Below are 19,992 nucleotides of genomic sequence, written 5' to 3' on the forward strand. Positions count from 1 at the left end.
ACTCACCGGCAGCCCGCGATGCCTGCCAGCAGCGACCTGCCTAGCCAAGTCAGCGGTCGGATGCGCCGCTGATCGTCGGCGCCTGCAATGCGGTCGCGACCCGCACCTCACCTGTCAGCAAGCGATGGATCGGGCATTTCTCCGCCACCTCCAGCAAGCGCGTGCGCTGCGCATCGTCCAGCGCGCCTTCGAGCACAAGCTCGCGCTCGATCGTGGTGACGCTGCCGGCACGCTCGCTGTAGCGCAGATGCACATGCACGGCCGTCAGCGGCCACTGCTTGCGGGCCGCCACCATCGAGACAGTGATGGCCGTGCACGCGCCCAGTGCCCCCAGCACCTGCGCCTCCGGGTCCGGCCCGGCATCGGCGCCGCCGTTGGCGGGCTGGGTATCGCCCTGCCACTGGTGCTGCCCATCGTCGATGGTGACGGTGTAAGGAACCGCGCCGGTGACGACACGAACGGGGCGATCAGACATTGATGGCACTCCGGGATGAGGTTGGGAACCGCTGCCTGCTCAAAACCGGCCCTCCTGGAAGTCGACAAAGGCCTGCATTAATTCCTGCTTGGTATTCATCACGAACGGACCATGCCGCATCACCGGCTCGTTGAGCGGACGCCCGCCGACCAAAATCAGCCGAGCGCCCTCGCCCGCAGCACGCAGCAGCACGCGCTCGCCACCGCCCAGCACGGCCAGCTCCTGGGACGCCACGCTGCGTGCGGCATCGCCCTCACCGACCGTCACTGCGCCCTCGAACACATAGGCGAAGGCGTTATGGCCGCTGGGCAATGCGTACTCCCACGCGCGCTCGGCTTCCAGGGCGATATCCAGGTAGACCGGCGCGGTGGCCGGCTGCACGATCGGCCCCTGCTGCTCGCCCACCTGCCCGGCGATGATCTTCACCGTCACGCCGTCGGCCGGATGCACCAGCGGAATGCCTTCCGGCGCGTATTCCTGGTACTTCGGATCGGTCATCTTGTCGCGCGCAGGCAGGTTCACCCACAGTTGAAACCCACGCATGCGCCCGGATTCCTGCTCCGGCATTTCCGAATGGATCAGCCCGCGGCCTGCAGTCATCCACTGCACGCTGCCCGGCGTCAGCAGGCCCTCGTTGCCGTGGTTGTCCTTGTGCCGCATGCGCCCATCGAGCATGTAGGTCACCGTCTCGAAGCCGCGATGCGGATGGCTCGGGAAGCCGGCGATATAGTCTTCGGCCTGATCGGTGCCGAACTCGTCCAGCATCAGGAACGGATCCAGCGCCGGCAGTTGCGAGGTACCGATCACCCGCGTCAGCTTGACGCCGGCGCCGTCGGAGGTGGGCAGGCCGCGAATGCTGCGCAGGACGTGCGCCGCAGCGGCGGAGGTGAGGCTCATCGGACGCTCCTTGAACGGATCAAGCCAGCATCATGGAGGCAACGGATGCGCGTCCCAACTGCTCCCGGCGCAACCGATCGTTCCATCGCCGCCGGTGGCGGGCGCCAATCCGGGCACACCGTTGCAAGACGCACTACGACCAAAGTTCTAGCCTGGCCGAGGCGGCCGCCATTGACCCCGGCGGACCCGGGCGCGACCCTAGCCGGATCGATCAGGAGAGGCATGCATGAAAGGGTTCTCGAAGCTGGCCTGGGGCGCACTGGCGCTACTGGCCGCGTTCTGTCTGGGTACCGTGGCGCTGCGACGCGGCGAGCACATCAACGCGTTGTGGATCGTCGTCGCCGCGGTGTCGATCTACCTGATCGCCTACCGCTTCTACGGCCTGTTCATCGCCGACAAGGTGATGCAGCTCGATCCCACCCGCGCCACCCCCGCGGTGATCAACAACGACGGCCTGGACTACGTGCCCACCAACAAGCACGTGCTGTTCGGCCACCACTTCGCCGCGATCGCCGGCGCCGGCCCCTTGGTTGGCCCGGTGCTGGCCGCGCAGATGGGCTACCTGCCCGGCCTGTTATGGCTGGTGGTGGGTGTGGTATTGGCCGGCGCGGTGCAGGACTTCATGGTGCTTTTCCTGTCCAGCCGTCGTAACGGACGCTCGCTCGGCGACCTGGTCCGCGAGGAAATGGGCCAGGTGCCAGGCACCATCGCGCTGTTCGGCGCCTTCCTGATCATGATCATCATCCTGGCGGTGCTGGCGATGGTGGTGGTCAAGGCGCTCGCCGAGAGCCCCTGGGGCATGTTCACGGTGATCGCCACCATGCCGATTGCGATCCTGATGGGCGTGTACATGCGCTACATCCGCGTCGGCAAGATCGGCGAGATCTCGGTGGTGGGGTTGATCCTGCTGCTGGGCGCCATCTGGCTGGGTGGCAAGGTGGCGGCGGACCCGACCTGGGGCCCGGCCTTCACCTTCACCGCCAAGCAGATCACCTGGATGCTGATCGGCTACGGCTTCGTCGCCTCGGTCCTGCCGGTCTGGCTGCTGCTGGCGCCGCGCGACTACCTGTCGACCTTCCTCAAGATCGGCACCATCGTCGGCCTGGCGATCGGCATCCTGGTGGTGATGCCCGATCTGAAGATGCCGGCGCTGACCCAGTTCGCCGCTAGCGGCGACGGCCCGGTGTGGAAGGGCGGCATCTTCCCGTTCCTGTTCATCACCATTGCCTGCGGTGCGGTCTCCGGCTTCCATGCGCTGATCTCCTCCGGCACCACGCCCAAGCTGCTGGCCAACGAGGCGCACATGCGCTATATCGGCTACGGCGGCATGTTGATGGAATCGTTCGTGGCGATCATGGCGCTGGTAGCGGCCTCGATCATCGAACCGGGCATCTATTTCGCCATGAACAGCCCGGCCTCGCTGGTCGGCAGCGACACCGTCGCGGTGGCAGCCAAGATCAGCGAGTGGGGCTTCAGCATCACGCCGCAGGTGCTCGAGGCCACGGCACGCGATATCGGCGAGCACAGCATCCTGGCGCGCGCCGGCGGCGCACCGACGCTGGCGGTCGGCATCGCACAGATCCTGCACCAGGTGCTGCCCGGCGAGGACACGATGGCGTTCTGGTACCACTTCGCCATTCTGTTCGAAGCCTTGTTCATCCTCACCGCCGTCGACGCCGGTACCCGTGCCGGGCGCTTCATGCTGCAGGACCTGTTGGGCAACTTCGTGCCGGCCCTGCGCCGGACCGAGTCGTGGACCGCCAACATCATCGCCACCGGCGGTTGCGTGGCGCTGTGGGGCTACCTGCTCTACACCGGCGTGATCGATCCGTTCGGCGGTATCCAGACGCTGTGGCCGCTGTTCGGCATCTCCAACCAGATGCTGGCCGGCATCGCGTTGCTGCTGGGCACGGTGGTGTTGTTCAAGCTCAAGCGCGACCGCTACGCCTGGGTGACCATCGTGCCGGCGCTATGGCTGCTGCTGTGCACCACCTACGCCGGGCTGATCAAGATCTTCGACAGCAATCCGGCGCAGGGCTTCCTGGCGCAGGCGCACAAGTTCCAGGCCGCCATCGCCAGCGACACCATCACCGCACCGGCCAAGAGCGTGGCGCAGATGCAGCAGATCGTCACCAACGCCTACGTCAACACCGGCCTGACCGCGCTGTTCCTGTTCGTGGTCGCGTCGATCCTGATCTATTCGATCAAGACGATCGTGGCGGCACGTCGCAGTCCCCAGCGCAGCGACCGCGAGGCGCCCTACGTGGCCTTGCAGCCGCATCAAATGGCAGACCTGTGATGGGCACCCAACTCGTTCCCATCAGTCACTACCAGGCGCATCGCCGCATCTGGCGGCGCCTGGTACAGACCGCGCGGCTGTGCTGCGGCATTCCGGACTACGACAACTACGTGCGGCATATGCTCGAGCGGCATCCGGATCGGCCGGTGATGGATTACCCGACCTTCTTCCGCGAGCGCCAGGACGCGCGGTACGGCGGCAAGAGCGGTTTCCGCTGCTGCTGAGCGGAACTGCCTGAACCAGCGAGGCGAAGGGGCGCGGCGACGCGCCCTTTCGCTTATCAGTCGCCTGGTTGCCGATGAAACGCGCGGGACGTGCGGTCGTCCATCCGGCGAGCCGGGTCATGCAGCAGCGCGCGCCGGTACCGGCTGTGGCGACACGCGCCGTCGCCCTTTCACCCAACCCGCCTACAGTCCGTGCAGCGACCCCATCGCCAGCCGTCTGGCTCAGCCAGACAGCACTCGCAGCGTTCTAGCCGGCGGCAGCCTGGGTCAACTGCACGAAGAGTTCCGGCAAGGCACGCATATCGTCGAACACCTCGCGCACGCCCAAACGCCGCAAGGCCTCGGCATGCCCCGGCGGCACGTGGCCGGCGCCGGTAAAGCCGAGTACCTGCATGCCCGCCGCCAGCGCGGCGGTCGCGCCGGTCAGGCTGTCCTCGATCACCAGGCAGTGCGCAGGCGCTACGCCCACGGTCTGGGCGGCCAGCAGATAGACATCGGGCGCCGGCTTGGGCCGCTCGACCATGTCGGCGGCGAAGATCCGCCCCGCCGCGCGCTCGCTGAGGCCAGCGCGCGCGACCGAGGCGACCACATTGTGCCGGCGGCTGTTGGAGGCCACTGCCAACGGCAATGGAATCTGCTCGAACGCGGAGCGAACACCGGCAATCGGCTGGACCTGCGCAGCGATCAAGGCCTCGCTGCGGGTCTGGATCTGCGTCAGCAAGGTCTCGGGCAATTGCAGCGCGAATTGCTCCTGCACCCGCCGCAGCACCTCGCGCGTGGTTTGGCCGAAGGTGGTGGCCAACAAGCGCTCCAGCGGCTCCAGCGGCACGAACGCCGCCAGCGCCTCGCGCATGACCTGGTCGGCCAGCACTTCGCTGTCGACCAGCACGCCGTCGCAATCGCTGATCAGAAGCTCGAATCGATGCCTGTACATGGCGCCCTCGCAAAGAACGCCATTATGACTGCTGCAGCGCAACAACGCAGAGCTCAGTGACCCGCCATGGCCCGCAGGGTAATGCCGACCAGATAGGCGAGATAGGTCCCGGTGGCATAGCCCAGCGTCCCTAGCAGCACACCGACCGGGGCCAGTGCCGGATGGAAGGCCGTGGCGACCACCGGCGCCGACGCCGGCCCGCCGATGTTGGCCTGCGAGCCGATCGCAAAGTAGAAGAACGGCACCCGCAACAGGCGGGCCAGGCCCCACAGCACGGCGATATGGACCAGGATCCACAGCAGGCCCAGCAGGAACAGCCAGGGGCGATCGAGCAAGGCCAGCAGGTCCATCTGCATGCCGATGCAGGCGATCAGGAAATACAGCAGCACGGTGCCGATCCGCGATGCGCCGGCTCCTTCCAGGGTGCGGGCACGGGTACAGCTCAACAACAGCCCCAGACTGGTTGCCAGCACCACCACCCAGACGAACGGCGCATCCAGACTGAATTGCGACGCCCACGGCAGCCGCGCCTTGCACCACCCCGCCAGCGGCGTGGCCAGTGCATGCGCCAACCCGACCCCGCCAAACCCGACGCCGACGATGACCATCAGGTCGGCGAGGCTGGGAATCCGGGCATGCATGGCCTGGAACTGCGCCATCTGCGCTTGCAGCGCATCCAGCGCACGGGTATCGGCACCGCTGCGGGCATCCAACCGGGGAGCATGCTGTGCCAGCGCGATCAACAGCGCCATCCAGACGTAGCCCACGCCGACATCGATCACCGCGAACTGACCAAAGGTGGTGGCGTCGACGGCGAAGATTTCCCGCATCGCCAGCATGTTGGCGCCGCCACCGATCCAGCTACCCGCCAACGCGGCCATCCCGGCCCAGGTATCGCCGGCGACCGTGGCCGGATGCAGCCACTGCATCAGCCAGAACGCCACTACGGCGCCCAGCATCACGCTGAGCGACGCGCCCAGATACATCACCAGTAGCCGTGGCCCGAGTTGCAGAATCGCCTTGAGATCGATGCCCAGCGTCAGCAACACCAATGCGGCAGGCAGCAGGACATCGCGGGCGATCGGGTTGTACAGCCGGGTGCTGCCACCACCGATCAAGCCGACGGTGTTGTAGATGCCCGGCAGCAGGTAGCACAGCAACAAGGCCGGGACCACGGCATAGAACCGCCGCCACGGCCCGTGCTCGCGGGACGATGTCCAGAACACCGCCCCCAGGGTGGCGGCGATCAAGCCGAACACCACGATATCGTTGTCGATCAGAGCGGTGTTGGCGACGGTCAACGCGGATGGACTTCCTGCCGGCGACCGCCAGCGTACGGGCCGGCCAGCATGGCCGAGCGGTTCAATCTAGCCACGCCGCCCTGCAACGCAAGCCTTCTCCAAGCCGACCTTCGCCCGCACGCCGCCGGCGTCAACCGTAACGACGCACCACGCGCTCGCCCTTGTCCGTGCTCAGCACCACGCCGCTGGGCTGGCCGGTGGTCAGGCAGTGCAACTTGGCCATCAATTCGGCGTTTTCCAACGCCCCCTGCTCTCGCAGATAGCGCAACGGCGACCATTGCGGCCGCGTGACCCACCAACCATCGGGCTCGGAATGAATGCGTACGACGTATCGGGATTCGTCCATCTGGCCTCCAGCCAAGGTATGTAACGATCGAACGGCGACAATGTGCGGCCACGAGCGTGGCAGCATCTGGGACAACCTGCTTCCTGCAGCGTGCCGGCGGGCCCTTACTCAAGGGGCCGCGAGGTGAGTGGCCGATGGCCCCGCGTCCGGCATAGCCAGCATGCCTGCTGGCCTATGTCTCGCGCCGTCGGGCGAACCCTGGCGCATGAGTAGGAAAATACTTACGTGACATCCGTCACGACCAACATTACAGTAAAGTTCAGATAGTGCCTCCGGGGAGGGTCAGCATGTATCTGCTCAAGAAGTTCCAATGGCCGGTCAAGACTGCCATGGTGATCGGTTACATCTTGATGATTCGCCAGGCGATTGTGCTCTGGACTTGAGCCCGGCCAGCCACTCTACCGTGACCGAATTCGCATTTGAGGACACACCGTCGCATCGGCGGCGCGAAGACGATGTGTAGATCGGCCGAGTGCTGGTGGCTGCAACCCCGGGGGCCAGAAGGCCTGTGTACGCGGGCGCCGCGTGCGTCTGGGCGCGGGATCAATCCGCGTCCACCCAGCCGCGCTGGCGGGCAGCGTCAAGGTCGCCGGGCGTGTCGATGTCCAGCGCCAGCGCTGGCGCAGTGACGCAGCCCAGCACCGGGGCCTCCAGGCTGGCAAACAGGCCACGCAAGCCTGCATCGGCCTGCAGCGGCACGGCTGCCCACACCTGCTGCGTGACCACCACCGGGATCCCGCGCACGCCGGCATAACCGCTGGTCGCACACCCCGACGGCGCACGTTCGGCCTCCTTCAACAGCGCCCGCAGATGTGGCGCATCCAGCGCTGGTTGATCGCAGCCGAGGATCAGCACGCGATGAATCGCCTCATCCTGCTGTACCACCTGACGAAGCGCCGCCAAGCTGCTGCCCATTCCCGCTTCCCACTTGGCGTGGTGCACGATCTCCACCTCCAGGCCATGCAGCGCCCCGACCACTGCGTCGGCGTCTGCACCCACGACCACCAGACATCGCCGCGGCGAGGTCTGCAGGGCGATTCGCGCGGCGCGGCGCAGCAGCGGTTCGCCATCGCGCGTCAGCAGCTGCTTGCTGCGTCCCAGGCGGCGACCGGCACCTGCTGCCAGGATCAAGGCCGCGTAGTCGGCAGCCGTCATCGCCAACGCCCGCTGTAAACGCCTCCACCCCGCACGCGTGCCAGCAGCGTGCGCGGCGACATGGCCGCGTGGATTGCAACGATCTGCGGAGCGCTAACGCGCATGTGGTCGAGTGTCTGCATTGGCATGCACCGCAAGGAGATGCCACAAAGCCTAGGGTTGCGGATGTGGTCGCGAAGTGACTGGCTTGCCGCGGTGGCGTGTACGCGCCGGTAGCCGATCTCTCGGCAAGTTGGCAGGCAAAAACCCCGCAATGACGAGTGACGACCCACCGGTCCCCAGCGCAGACAGCAACGCTGGCCGTCTGCCCAGCTCGTGACGTCAGAGCGCGGCGACGGACGTGGACGCGCGCTGCGCGGCCTCGGCAACGGCGTGATGGGCTTCGGCAAGAATGCCCAGGGCGATGGCCTGCGGCGATGCGGGCCCCAGCCGCAAGCCCGCCGGCATGCGCAGGCGCTCCAGCGCCGACGCCTCATGGCCCTGCGCGCGCAGCGCCTCCACGCGTTGCTTACGCTTGCCGCGACTGCCCAACACGCCAATGCAGGCCGCTTCGGAGCTCAGCGCACGAGAGACCACCTGCAGATCGATCGCGCTGTCATGTGCGAGGCTATAGATCGCGCAATCGGCATCGAGCGCGAGCTCCGCCAGCGCGACCTCCAATGCACGCCGATCATAATGCGCCACCGCCAGACCCGGAGGCGGCTCGACTGGACCGTGCGGACGCAGGACACGCACTTCCATCCCCAATGGGGCAGCAAGCGTGACCAGCGCCAGGATCGCCGGATCTGCGCCAACCAACACCAGACGCAGCGGTGGGCGATGGCATTGCAGGAATTCGTCGCCGGCTAAATCGCGCGCAGTCGACAGGTAACGCAGTGTGCCCCGTCGTCGGTGCAGGGCGACGTAAAACGGCCGGCGGTTCGCGCGCGCCTTGCGCCAGCGGGTCAGGTATTCGCCGGCATCTGGCGGTGCCCAGACCAGCACGCCGATGCGGCCTCCGCAGCTGAGCTGGATATCCACCACCTCGCTCCCTTGGCCGTAGTCCAGCCAGCGCGGCTGCCCATCGTGCAGCACGCTCATCGCCTCAAGGGCGACCGCTGCTTCGACGCAGCCACCGGAGACGTAGCCAGCGACCTGACCGTCGGCGCCAATAGCCATCTCGCTGCCGAGCGGCCGTGGCGATGAGCCTACGGTATCGATCAAGGTCGCAATGACAAAGCGCTTACCCTCGCGATACCAGCCCGACAAGATGGGCAGCAGATCGACCTGCAAGGCGAAGCTGGGCCACGCCGGCCAGCGATCCGACGGCAACGTGGCCGCCGCACGCGAGGCCAATGCCGCATTCATGCGCGTAGCCCGCCCGGCATCTTCGGCAGCAGCTTGTCCAGGGTCACCGGATACTCGCGCACGCGAACACCGGTGGCGTTATAGACCGCATTGGCGATGGCCGCGGCAACCCCGCAGATTCCCAACTCACCCACACCCTTGGCCTTCATCGGCGAGGAGTAAGGATCGGCCTCCTCCAGGAACACCACCTCCTGGTGCGGGATATCCGCATGCACCGGCACTTCATAGCCGGCCAGATCGTGGTTGACGAAGAAGCCCAGCCGCTTGTCCACCACCAACTCCTCCATCAGCGCCGCACCCGCCCCCATCGTCATCGCTCCGATCACCTGACTGCGGGCCGATTTGGGATTGAGGATGCGCCCGGCCGCGCAGACCGCCAGCATGCGACGGATACGGATCTCGGCAGTCGCCGCATCGACACCGACCTCGACGAAATGCGCGCCGAACGTCGACAGCTGATGGGTCTTGGACAACTTGCCGAATTCGATCTTGTCCTCGACCACCAACGGGCCGGCCGCCGCAGCCTCGCGTAGCGCGATGCGCTTGCCAGCCGCACGCACCTGACCATCGACGAATTCGGCGCTGGCGGGATCGACGCCCAGGCGCGCTGCGATCGCTTCGCGCAGCTTCACCGCTGCCGCATAGACGCCGGCTGTTGCACTGTTCGCGCCCCACTGGCCGCCGGAGCCGGCCGAGATCGGGAAGCTGGAATCGCCCAGACGCACGTCCACCTGTTGCAATGGCACGCCCAGCATCTCCGCAGCAGTCTGCGCGATGATGGTGTAGGAACCGGTGCCGATGTCGGTCATATCCGTCTCCACCACCACGCGACCGTCCGGCTGCAGGCGCATGCGTGCGCCCGAGGCCATCACCGGGGCATTACGGAACGCCGCCGCCATTCCCATGCCGACCAGCCAGCGACCGTCGCGCACGCTCGCTGGCGTGGTCTTGCGCTTGGACCAACCGAAGCGCTGCGCGCCCTCTTGCAGGCACTTGACCAGCTGGCGCTGCGAGAACGGCCGCTGCGGATTTTCCGGGTCCACCTGGGTGTCGTTGCGGATGCGGAAGATCACCGGATCGAGACCGAGCTTTTCGGCCATCTCATCCATCGCGATCTCCAATGCCATCATGCCGGGCGCTTCGCCGGGCGCACGCATCGCATTGCCTTCGGGCAGATCCAGCACCGCCAGTCGGGTGGCGACGCGCCGGTTGGCGCCGGCATAGAGCAACTGTGTCTGCCCTGCCGCAGTTTCCGGGCTACCGCCGGGCAGATCGCCCGACCAGGTTTCGTGCGCAATGGCAGTCAATCGGCCTTCGCGCTCGGCACCTAAGCGAATCCGTTGCAGGGTCGCAGGACGATGGGTGGTGTTGTTGAAAATCAGCGGGCGCGGCAGCATCACCTTGACCGGGCGAGCGACCTGCCGTGCGGCCAGTGCGGCCAGTACCGCGTCCGCACGCAAGAACAGCTTGCCGCCGAAGCCTCCGCCGACATACGGCGACATCAGCCGCACGTTCTCGCGCGCAATGCCCAACGTCTTGGCCAGATCGACCGCCCCCCAGTCGATCATCTGGTTGGAGGTCCAGAGCGAGAGCTTGCCGTCCTGCCACATGGCGGTGGATGCATGCGGCTCCATCATTGCGTGCGCGTGGTCGGGCGTGGCGTATTCGGCATCCAGCTGCACCGGCGCAGCAGCAAACGCCGCGTCGAAATCACCACTCGTGCTGTTGTCGCCATCCTCGGCGATCTTGGCGCTGCTGCGGGCGCGCTTGAGATCGTAGGCGCCGACCTGCCGGCCGTAGTCCACCTTGATCAGTTGTCCGGCCGCACGCGCCTGTTCGAAGCTCTCGGCCACCACCACGGCAATGGCCTGATGGTAATGCTCGATGCTGGGGCCGCCCAACAGGTTGGCCGTATTGTGCTTGCCCTTTTGCAGCTTGCCGGCAGTCTGCGCGGTGATGATCGCCAGCACGCCAGGCGCCTTGCGCGCGGCGCTCAGGTCGATGCTGCGGATCGTGCCCTTGGCGATGCCTGCGCCTACGACATGGCCATAGGCGGGACGATCCGGTAGCTCGTGATGCTCGTAGGCATAGGGTGCGCGACCACTGGTCTTGAGCGGGCCATCGATACGATCGACGGGCTGGCCCACGACCTTGAGCTGATCGATGGGATTGGTGCCGGCAGGGGTGTCGAATTTCATCTCAAGCCCTCGCCTCTTCAAGGATCGATGCCAAGGTCCGCTCCACCAGCGGCACCTTGAATGCGTTGTGCTCGGTGGTGCTGGCGCCTTCGAGCAAGCGCGCGGCGATGACGCGCGCGCCCTGCTGCGCCTGGGTCTCGGCCGCCTCGCTGCGCCAGGGCTTGTGAGCAACGCCGCCCAGCGCCACGCGCACGCTGCCATCGCGTTGCACCACTGCCCCAACGGAGATCAGGGCGAATGCATACGACGCGCGATCGCGCACCTTGCGATAGACCTGCGTGCCACCCACGGGCTTGGGCAAACGCACGGCGGTGATCAACTCACCCCGCTCCAGCACGGTCTCCAGGTGCGGCGTCTTGCCGGGAGCCCGGTAGAAGTCGGCGAGCGGCACGGCGCGCGTCTGCCCCTCCGGACCCACCGTCTCGACGACGGCGTCGAGCGCCCGCATCGCAACGGCCATGTCGCTGGGATGGGTGGCGATGCACGCTTCACTGGTGCCGATGATGGCGAGCTGGCGGTTGAAACCACCGATGGCGGCACAGCCGCTGCCCGGCAGTCGTTTGTTGCAGGGCTGATGGGTGTCGTAAAAGTAAGGGCAGCGCGTGCGCTGCAACAGGTTGCCGGCCGTGGTGGCGCGGTTGCGCAATTGCCCGGACGCACCGGCCAGCAACGCGCGCGACAACAGCGGATAGTCGCGTCGCACCCGCGCATCCGCGGCGAGATCGGTATTGCGCACCAGCGCGCCGATCCGCAGCCCACCTTCTTCGGCGGCTTCGATCGTATCGAGCCGCAGGCCGTTGACGTCGATCAGGTGAGACGGCGTCTCGATCTGCAGCTTCATCAGATCGAGCAGATTGGTACCGCCGGCAATGAACTTGGCGCCAGGATGGCGTGCTGCCTTGGCCGCCGCATCCGCAGGCGACACCGCGCGCTCGTAGCTGAAAGCTTTCATGCGCGCCTCCCGGCCACCTCGTTGATCGCCTCCATGATGTTGGAGTACGCCCCACAGCGGCACAGATTGCCGCTCATGCGCTCTTGCAACTCGGCTGTGCTGAGCCGGGCCTTGGCAGTCAGGTCTTCGGTGACGTGGCTGGGAATGCCGCGCTTGATCTCGTCCAGCACCGCCACCGCCGAACAGATCTGCCCTGGCGTGCAATAGCCGCACTGATAGCCGTCGTGCTTGACGAACGCTTTCTGCATCGGATGCAGGTCCTCGGGAGACCCCAAGCCTTCGATGGTGGTGACCTTGGATCCCTCGTGCATCACCGCCAACGTCAGGCAGGAATTGAGCCGCTGGCCATCGACGATGACCGTACAGGCACCGCATTGGCCGTGATCGCACCCCTTCTTGGTGCCAGTCAGTTGCAGGTGTTCGCGTAATGCATCGAGCAGCGTGGTGCGATTGTCCAGCGTCAGGCTCACCGGCTTGCCATTGACAGTCATGGCTACCGTACTGCGGGTCTCGGCGGGTTCGGCGGCGGGCGCTGCCGCTGCCATCACGCCTCCGATGGGCATGGACTGACTCGCTGCGGCGCTGGCGGCGGAAGCGGCACCGGCGATCAGCACGCCGCGACGCGTCATTTTCATGTCTCTCATGGCTGGCATCTCCCAGGAGTGCTGGCATTTCATTCCCATAGCAATGTGCAGCCCATGGGATCACAGGCGTGTGAGCGTTGACGGCAACGCAGCGGCGCTGCGATGGCGCGTGCGCGGCGCCCTGCCGTTTCGTGCGGCCTGCCGCGAAACTGACAAGCAAGTGCGAGGACAGGCAGCGGATGCTGCGATCCGCCAGCGAGTTTCCATGCCGCGCGGCAGCGCACGCGACCGTTGCGCAGAGCGTGCAGGGCGAGTCGAGCGAGCAACACGGCGTCGGCATGCGGATGCTGTCGGGCCGATCATGACCGCCAGGCGCCCGCAGTCGCTCTTGATGCCAGGCTGACGACTGCCGCTGCGAAGATTGACCCGCAGGCGCTTCTCTGGATCTGCGGCGTGGCTGCAACATCGACCAGCGCAGCAAGACAGCGATACATACTGCGCCGCGCTGGCCTGGTATCCGCGGGCCGCGGCCATACCGCTCGATCGAGTGGATCTACACCCCGATCACGCAATCGCCGCCGCCGTCAGAATTCCAGCGCGATCTTGCCGAAATGACCGCCCGACTGCTGTAGCGCGAACGCATCGGCAATGTCGTCGAGCGCGAACGTCTGGTCGATCACCGGCCGGATCGCAGTGGCGTCGAGCGCACGCACCAGATCCTGTTGATGCCGACGACTGCCGACGACCAGGCCTTGCAGGCGCTGCTGGCGCCCCATCATTTCAGCGGTCGGGACCGGGCCGGCAGCACCGGTGAGCACGCCGATCAAGGCGATATGCCCGCCGATGCGCCCGGCACGAATCGATTGCGCCAGGGTTCCCGGGCCACCGACCTCGACCACATGATCGACGCCGCGCCCCTCGGTCAGCTCGAGCACGCGCGCCGACCACTCTGGTTCACGTCGATAGTTGATGACATGGTCTGCACCGAGCTGCTGCACCCGCTCCAGTTTCTGCTCGGACGAGGACGTCGCGATGACCGTGGCCCCCATGGCCTTGGCCAGTTGCAGCGCGAAGATCGAGACGCCGCCGGTTCCCAGCACCAGGACCGTCTCGCCGGCCTTCAGCCCGCCGTTGACCGCCAACGCGCGCCAGGCGGTGACGCCGGCGGTGGTCAAGGTCGCGGCCTCGGCATGGCTGTAACCCTGCGGCGCGTGCGTGAAGGCCGTTGCCGACGCGACCACCGCCGTGCGCGCATAGCCATCCACGCCATCGCCAGGCGTAGTGGAAAAGCCGGCATGTCGGGGCTCTCCGTCCAGCCACTCGGGAAAAAACGTCGACACGACAGCGTCGCCGACGGCGAACTCGTCCACCTCGGCACCGACCGCCTCCACCACGCCGGCGCCGTCGGACATCGGGATGCGGCCATCGGCTGTGGGCATGCGCCCGAGGACGACGCCGAGATCGTGAAAGTTCAGCGAACTGGCGTGCAGGCGCACACGGATCTGCCCACGCGCGGGCGTACCGGGGTCCGGCAAGTCGACGCGGTGTAGCGCGTTGAGTCCGGCGGGCTGACCTAGACGAATGGCATGCATATAGTTCTCCGATAACGTTTTCCCATCAGTAACACGCAACGCGTTAGCTGAATGCAGTCGTGTCCGCTCAGATGTGAAGACAGCAGTGGAATCGCCACTGTGTCGCTTGGCCGCCGCATCGCGCGCCGGCCAATCAGCCGACGCCCCACATTGGCACAGCAGTTGCTTGACCATCGCTGGTCCTGATGGAGAACCCGCGATCGCGACTTCCCGACAATGGCGACGACGTTTCCAGCGCATCGCGTTGCGATTCGTGCTGGCCGCTTCGTGGATATCGCTGCTGGGCTCGCAGGTCTGGTGGGCGCGTGAGGAGTATCGCAATACGCTGCGGGAAGCCCAAAATCGTGCGCTGTCGCTGGCCAATGCGCTGGCCCAGCATACTGGCGACACGTTGACGATTGCCGACGCTGTGCTGTCGGGCCTGGTCGCACGCGTGGAGCAGGACCAGTCGACGGCGAGCGCGACGGCCATGCACAACTTCCTGGTGGCAGAAGCGCAGCGCTCCGATCGCCTGCATGGCATCTTCATCTACGCCGCCGACGGGCGCTGGCTCAGTTCCTCGCTGGACGGCACGCCGCGTTACTACAACAACGCCGATCGCGCCTATTTCCGCTATCACCGCGAGCATCGCGACGCGTTGTCGTTCATCGGTCCGCCGGTGCGCAGTCGCTCGGACGGCAGCTGGGTCATGACGGTGAGCCGACGGCTGAACGCAGCCAACGGCGAGTTCGCCGGCGTCGTGCTGGTCGCCATCCAGTTGCGCTATTTCCAGGACGACTTCGCCCGGTTTCGGATTGGCCACCAGGGCACCATCATCCTGGTCAACGATGACGGAACGCTGCTGGTGAGGGTCCCAGACCGACCGGGCGTGATCGGTAGCTCGCTCAGCGGCAGCCCGCTGTATGCCGCGATGCGCACTCAGCAACAAGGAACCACGCGCTACCGTTCGCCGTTCGACGATGTTGAGCGTATCTCCGGTTTCGTCCCGGCACGGCCGTTTCCGCTGACGGTGCTCACCGGCATCGCGCTCGACGATGCGCTGGCGAACTGGCGGCAGTCGACGCGTCATCGCATCGAGATCGCCGCCCTGGGGTGCGTCCTGTTGCTGGCGGTCGGCCTCTGGCTGGATCTGCAATTGCGTCGCATGCATCGCGAGGAAGTCCGGCTGACCGATGAGGCGAACCGAGATGCCTTGACCGGGGTCGGCAATCGCCGCGCGCTCGACATCGGCCTGGCGCAGGCATTGGCCGATGCCGCTGCGAACCAGCGCCCGCTGTCGTTGCTGCTGATCGATGTCGATCACTTCAAACGCTACAACGACACCTACGGCCACCCGGCTGGCGATCACTGCCTGCGGCTCGTTGCCGGCGCCATCGTTGGCAGTGGTCGACGTGAGGATCTGGTGGCGCGCTACGGCGGCGAGGAATTCGGCGTGGTACTGCCGCAGGCCGACCGCGCCGCCGCCGCTGCACGGGCGCTGGCAATCCGCGATGCGGTGGCGCAACTGGCCGTGCCGCACCAATCCAGTCCAACCCGGGACCGGGTGACGGTGAGCGTGGGTCACGCCACCTGGCTGCCGGACCAGAACGCCATGAACGGCGAGGGACTGATCTGCGCCGCCGATGCCGCCCTCTATCGCGCCAAACAGCAAGGGCGCGATCGCATCGAGGGCTGAGCCCGTCGGCCGGCGCCCCTTGCAATGAACAGTCGCGCTCGCACGTTTTCGCACACTCTTGCACGATAACGCACGATTCGACTTCGCGATGCGTCATGCCGATGTCCGACGACACCCGATGCCCTGGCGAACGCGTGCTGGCCATCCTGGACTTGCTGCGCGACCATGGCCGCGTGGCATGATCGTGGCCAACAGCGCGCGCGTCATCGTTGCCGCCACTGCCGACAAGCTCGGCACCCAGGGCAATCACCAGGTAGCGGAACTGGCCCAGATCGATGACCTGGTGGTCACCGCCGACGGCTCCGACGCGCAACTGCGGGGATTCCGCGACGCCGGCATCCGCATTCAACGCGTCCCCGCGGCGCCCGCCGCTCGCTCCCGGTGACCCGCATGCCGTTCGAGCCTGCCAACCGCCCGCGCGCGCAACAACATGCCACCCGTGCGGCCTTCTTCATTCCAGGATTTGCTGCCGCCATCTGGGCCGTATTGGTCCCGTTCGCGAAGGCGCGTACGGGTGTCGACGATGGCACCCTCGGCCTGATCCTGCTCTGCCTCGGCAGCGGCTCGCTCATCGCGATGCCGATGGCCGGAGCGGCGGCGGCGCGATTCGGCTGTCGGCAGGCGATGATCGCCACCACCGCGATCATCTGTTTTAGTCTTCCCGTGCTGGCCATCGCAGCAGATCCGTGGGTGCTGGGCGCGGCGCTGTTCGTGTTCGGCGCGGGTATCGGCGCGATGGATTGTGCGATGAACATGCAGGCGGTGGTCGTCGAGCGCGAGGCCGAACGCGCCATGATGTCCGGATTCCACGCCTTCTTCAGCATCGGTGGATTCATGGGCGCCGCTGCGATGACCGCATTGCTGTCCGTGCGCATCGGGCCGCTGCCGGCCGCACTGGCGGGAATCGGCGCGATCGTGGTCATCGCGCTGCTGTCGCTCGGCCACTGGCGGCGCAACACCTTGCAGCAGCAAGGACCATTGCTGGCCTGGCCACGAGGCAGCGTGCTGTTGCTGGGAATTCTCGCCTTCGTGGTGTTCCTGGCCGAAGGCGCCATGCTGGACTGGAGCGCGGTTTTCCTGGCCGATATGCGCCAGCTGGAACCGAGCAAGGCCGGCCTGGGCTATGTCGTGTTCTCGTTGACCATGACCGTCACCCGCCTGCTGGGCGATGCGCTGGTCGAGCGGCTGGGACGGGTCCGCGCCATCGTGGTCGGTGCCTTGCTGGGCAGCGCAGGCTTCCTCGTGTTGACGCTGGCCACGCCGTGGCAGCTCTCGCTGGCGGGCTATGTGCTGCTCGGCCTGGGCTGCGCGAACATCGTTCCGGCGCTGTTCTCGCTGGCCGGCAACCAGACACGCATGCCCGAGAGTATTGCGATCCCAGCGGTCACCACCCTGGGTTACGCGGGCGTTCTGGCCGGCCCGGCGTTGATTGGGTTCGCCGCGCAGGCGATCGACCTGATCGCTGCGTTCATCGGCGTGGCTGTCCTGCTGATCGGCGTCGCGATCTCCACGCGCTGGCTGAAAGCCTGAGGCGGCGAGCAGGCATTGCGCTTGCGTATGGCGCGCGGTGCGCGTGCTGCGATCTGCTTGCCGATCGCGCCTGCGGCGACATCGCTGGCCTCGAAAATCCCCAGCAGGCGCAAGGCGCGACTGGGATCTTGTGATGGCGCGATGCCGTCACTCCCCCCGCGGCGCACCAGTGGACCCACGCACCATCAAGCTGAAATCCAGCGTCTGCTGCCGTGGCACATCCCCCCGTTCGATGATGGCGAGCAGCAGGTTGACCGCGCGCACACCGATCTCTCGCATGGGTTGCCTGATGGTCGTCAACGGGGGAGTGAGGTAACTGGACGACGCCAGGTCGTCGAAGCCGACGATGGACAGGTCGTCCGGCACGCGGATGCCCAGGTCCCGGCAGGCCGCCAGCGCACCCAATGCCATCTGATCGCTGAAGCAGAAGATCGCGGTCGGCGCGGGCGCACGGGCCAATAGCGCCAGCGCAGCCGCATGGCCGGATTCCACGGAGAAGTCGCCCGGCACCACCGTCAGCTTGCGCACACGGCCGCGCGCCTTGCCGCAGACGTGCACCCCTTCCAGTCGTTGCCGGTGCAGCGGGTTGTCGGGCGGTCCGCCTACCACGGCGATTCGCTCGTGCCCCAATCCATACAAATGTTCCATCACGGCGCGGGCGGCGGCCGCGTTGTCGATGTGAACGCTGGGAATGCCCAGCGCCGGGTCGAACTCGCAGCCGTTGACCACCGGCGCGGCGGCGCCCTGCTGCTTGACGATCTCGCGCGCCGTGCGCGGGAGGCGATGCCCCAGCACGATCAGGCCATCGGCCTCGTTGCGGCGGAGCATCTGCGCGTAGCGCTCCTCGCGGTCGGGCTGGTGCTGGGTATCGCCCAACAGGACCGCGTAGCCGACAGCCTGCGCGGCGTCCTCCGCGCCCTGCAGGATCTGGGCGAAGAAGGGATTGGCGATATCCGGGACGGTCACCAGGAGCTTGCCGCTGCGCTGGGTCTTGAGCGTCCTTGCCACCGTGTTGGGAACATAGCCCAGCGCGGCGGCGGCCTGCTCGATGCGCGCGCGCGTGGCCGGCAGCACCTTATCCGGCCGGGAAAGCGCCCGCGACACGGTACCGGCGGTGACGCCGACGTGCTTTGCGATGTCGTAGATGGTGGTGGCCATGACTGTTCTTCTGCTGTGCAGTGCACAACGGGTCCTGCAGGAAGTCCATGCTAGGATAATTCAATCGATTGAATCGAGGGCGAATCACGTTGAAGACGCTCAAAGGTCCAGCGCTGTTCCTTGCGCAGTTCATCGGCGACACACCTCCCTTCGATCGCTTGGACACACTGGCCGGTTGGGCCGCGGGCCTGGGTTATGCCGGCGTCCAAGTACCGACCGGCGCGCCGCACCTGTTCGATCTGACCCAGGCCGCGCAGAGCCAGACGTACTGCGACGACGTTGCCGGCATGCTGGCCGGGCATGGCCTGCAGATCACCGAGCTGTCCACCCACTTGCAGGGACAGCTGGTCGCCGTCCATCCCGCCTACGATCAGCTGTTCGACGGATTCGCGCCGCAGGACAAGCGTGGCGATCCCGCCGCCCGCCAGGCCTGGGCGGAGCAGCAGTTGTTGCTGGCCGCCAAGGCCAGCCAGCGCCTGGGGCTGACCGCGCACGCCACGTTCTCCGGCGCACTGGCCTGGCCTTATTTCTATCCCTGGCCGCAACGTCCGCCCGGGCTGGTGGACGCAGCCTTCGCCGAGCTCGGCCGCCGCTGGCGCCCGATTCTGGATGTCTTCGACGCCTGCGGCGTGGATCTGTGCTTCGAGCTCCATCCGGGCGAGGACCTGCACGACGGCGCGACCTTCGAGCGGTTCCTCGAGGTGGTCGAACACCATCCACGCGCCAAGATCCTGTACGACCCCAGCCACCTGCTGCTGCAGCAGATGGACTACCTGGGCTTCATCGACCGCTATCACACGCGCATCGGCATCTTCCACGTCAAGGACGCGGAATACCGCGCCAGCGCGCGCAGCGGCGTCTATGGCGGTTACCAGGACTGGATCGATCGCCCGGGGCGGTTCCGTTCGCTCGGCGATGGTCAGATCGACTTCAAGGCGATCTTCTCGAAGTTCGCGCAATACGATTTCCCCGGCTGGGCCGTGCTGGAATGGGAGTGCTGTTTGAAGCACCCGGAAGACGGCGCACGCGAAGGCGCCGCGTTCATCCGCGAGCACATCATCCGCGTGACCGAACGCGCTTTCGACGACTTCGCCGACAGCGGCGCCAATGCGGAATCGCTGCGCCGCATGCTGGGGACCTAAAGCGCGTGATGCACGTTGCGATGAGAGGCGTAGGCCGTCAGCGGTGCGGAGCGGGGGCTGGGGGGTGCTGGCTCGGCTGGCGCCAAGGCAAGCGGCGCAGCGCATGCGCCGTGCCGCGGACGACCACCCCGGCGGGAAGCACCCTGTGGCGCGCCGAGACCGCGTTGCGCGCCACAGCGCGCT

18 protein-coding genes are annotated in these 19,992 nt (G+C 66.7%); 6 read left to right on the forward strand and 12 right to left on the reverse strand.

Going from position 1 to position 19,992, the window contains the following annotated elements; translation table 11 throughout:
- Positions 1 to 49: 49 nt before the first annotated feature.
- Positions 50 to 475 (reverse strand): OsmC family protein, encoded by a 426-nt coding sequence (locus CKY51_RS05305; protein WP_022974099.1) that lies wholly within the window; start codon positions 473 to 475, stop codon positions 50 to 52.
- A gap of 39 nt (positions 476 to 514) precedes the next feature.
- Positions 515 to 1,372 (reverse strand): pirin family protein, encoded by an 858-nt coding sequence (locus tag CKY51_RS05310; protein ID WP_022974100.1) that lies wholly within the window; start codon positions 1,370 to 1,372, stop codon positions 515 to 517.
- Positions 1,373 to 1,598: 226 nt separating this feature from the next.
- On the opposite strand from CKY51_RS05310, the gene CKY51_RS05315 reads away from it, so the two are divergent.
- Together CKY51_RS05315 and CKY51_RS05320 are read left to right on the forward strand one after the other, a co-directional pair.
- Complete coding sequence (locus CKY51_RS05315) at positions 1,599 to 3,671, forward strand: carbon starvation CstA family protein (RefSeq protein ID WP_022974101.1); 2,073 nt, start codon at positions 1,599 to 1,601, stop codon at positions 3,669 to 3,671.
- Complete coding sequence (locus CKY51_RS05320; RefSeq protein WP_022974102.1) at positions 3,671 to 3,895, forward strand: YbdD/YjiX family protein; 225 nt, start codon at positions 3,671 to 3,673, stop codon at positions 3,893 to 3,895. The genes CKY51_RS05315 and CKY51_RS05320 overlap by 1 nt, the downstream gene beginning before the upstream one ends.
- A 247-nt stretch (positions 3,896 to 4,142) precedes the next feature.
- On the opposite strand, the gene CKY51_RS05325 is transcribed toward CKY51_RS05320, so the two are convergent.
- The 9 genes from CKY51_RS05325 to CKY51_RS05365 form a co-directional block, all read right to left on the reverse strand.
- Positions 4,143 to 4,829, reverse strand: coding sequence for an HAD-IA family hydrolase (locus CKY51_RS05325; RefSeq protein ID WP_022974103.1), 687 nt, complete (start codon positions 4,827 to 4,829; stop codon positions 4,143 to 4,145).
- 53 nt (positions 4,830 to 4,882) lie between these two features.
- Positions 4,883 to 6,130, reverse strand: a complete 1,248-nt coding sequence (locus CKY51_RS05330; protein WP_022974104.1) for a DUF819 family protein — start codon at positions 6,128 to 6,130, stop codon at positions 4,883 to 4,885.
- Positions 6,131 to 6,260: 130 nt separating this feature from the next.
- A complete protein-coding gene (locus tag CKY51_RS05335; RefSeq protein ID WP_022974105.1) occupies positions 6,261 to 6,476 on the reverse strand; it encodes a hypothetical protein in 216 nt (71 codons plus the stop codon).
- 543 nt (positions 6,477 to 7,019) lie between these two features.
- Positions 7,020 to 7,631 (reverse strand): nucleotidyltransferase family protein, encoded by a 612-nt coding sequence (locus CKY51_RS05340; protein ID WP_022974107.1) that lies wholly within the window; start codon positions 7,629 to 7,631, stop codon positions 7,020 to 7,022.
- A gap of 321 nt (positions 7,632 to 7,952) precedes the next feature.
- Complete coding sequence (locus tag CKY51_RS05345; protein WP_022974108.1) at positions 7,953 to 8,978, reverse strand: XdhC family protein; 1,026 nt, start codon at positions 8,976 to 8,978, stop codon at positions 7,953 to 7,955.
- Positions 8,975 to 11,176, reverse strand: coding sequence for an aldehyde oxidoreductase molybdenum-binding subunit PaoC (paoC, locus tag CKY51_RS05350; protein WP_022974109.1), 2,202 nt, complete (start codon positions 11,174 to 11,176; stop codon positions 8,975 to 8,977). The genes CKY51_RS05345 and paoC overlap by 4 nt, the downstream gene beginning before the upstream one ends.
- 1 nt (position 11,177) lies before the next feature.
- Positions 11,178 to 12,128, reverse strand: a complete 951-nt coding sequence (locus tag CKY51_RS05355) for an FAD binding domain-containing protein (protein WP_022974110.1) — start codon at positions 12,126 to 12,128, stop codon at positions 11,178 to 11,180.
- Complete coding sequence (gene paoA / locus CKY51_RS05360) at positions 12,125 to 12,772, reverse strand: aldehyde dehydrogenase iron-sulfur subunit PaoA (RefSeq protein ID WP_031340702.1); 648 nt, start codon at positions 12,770 to 12,772, stop codon at positions 12,125 to 12,127. Before paoA ends, CKY51_RS05355 begins: the two co-directional genes overlap by 4 nt.
- Positions 12,773 to 13,296: 524 nt before the next feature.
- Positions 13,297 to 14,304, reverse strand: coding sequence for a zinc-dependent alcohol dehydrogenase family protein (locus CKY51_RS05365; RefSeq protein ID WP_022974112.1), 1,008 nt, complete (start codon positions 14,302 to 14,304; stop codon positions 13,297 to 13,299).
- Positions 14,305 to 14,470: 166 nt separating this feature from the next.
- On the opposite strand from CKY51_RS05365, the gene CKY51_RS05370 reads away from it, so the two are divergent.
- The 3 genes from CKY51_RS05370 to CKY51_RS05380 all read left to right on the forward strand — a co-directional run bounded on the left by CKY51_RS05370 (position 14,471) and on the right by CKY51_RS05380 (position 17,509).
- The gene (locus CKY51_RS05370) at positions 14,471 to 15,979 is read left to right on the forward strand and encodes a GGDEF domain-containing protein (RefSeq protein ID WP_081641447.1); all 1,509 of its coding nucleotides are present in this window, start codon (positions 14,471 to 14,473) and stop codon (positions 15,977 to 15,979) included.
- Positions 15,980 to 16,157: 178 nt separating this feature from the next.
- Positions 16,158 to 16,364: a DeoR/GlpR family DNA-binding transcription regulator gene (locus tag CKY51_RS05375; protein ID WP_022974114.1), complete on the forward strand. Its 207-nt coding sequence runs from the start codon at positions 16,158 to 16,160 to the stop codon at positions 16,362 to 16,364.
- Between the two features lie 5 nt (positions 16,365 to 16,369).
- On the forward strand, positions 16,370 to 17,509 hold the full coding sequence (locus tag CKY51_RS05380) for an MFS transporter (protein ID WP_031340705.1): 1,140 nt from the start codon (positions 16,370 to 16,372) through the stop codon (positions 17,507 to 17,509).
- 147 nt (positions 17,510 to 17,656) lie between these two features.
- On the opposite strand, the gene CKY51_RS05385 is transcribed toward CKY51_RS05380, so the two are convergent.
- The gene (locus CKY51_RS05385) at positions 17,657 to 18,667 is read right to left on the reverse strand and encodes a LacI family DNA-binding transcriptional regulator (RefSeq protein WP_022974116.1); all 1,011 of its coding nucleotides are present in this window, start codon (positions 18,665 to 18,667) and stop codon (positions 17,657 to 17,659) included.
- Positions 18,668 to 18,756: 89 nt separating this feature from the next.
- Between CKY51_RS05385 and CKY51_RS05390 the strand changes: the two genes are divergently transcribed.
- A complete protein-coding gene (locus CKY51_RS05390; protein ID WP_022974117.1) occupies positions 18,757 to 19,809 on the forward strand; it encodes a sugar phosphate isomerase/epimerase family protein in 1,053 nt (350 codons plus the stop codon).
- The last annotated feature ends 183 nt before the right edge of the window (positions 19,810 to 19,992 follow it).

Origin of the sequence: Xanthomonas maliensis (assembly GCF_009192945.1) — a bacterium.
Lineage (GTDB): Bacteria > Pseudomonadota > Gammaproteobacteria > Xanthomonadales > Xanthomonadaceae > Xanthomonas > Xanthomonas maliensis.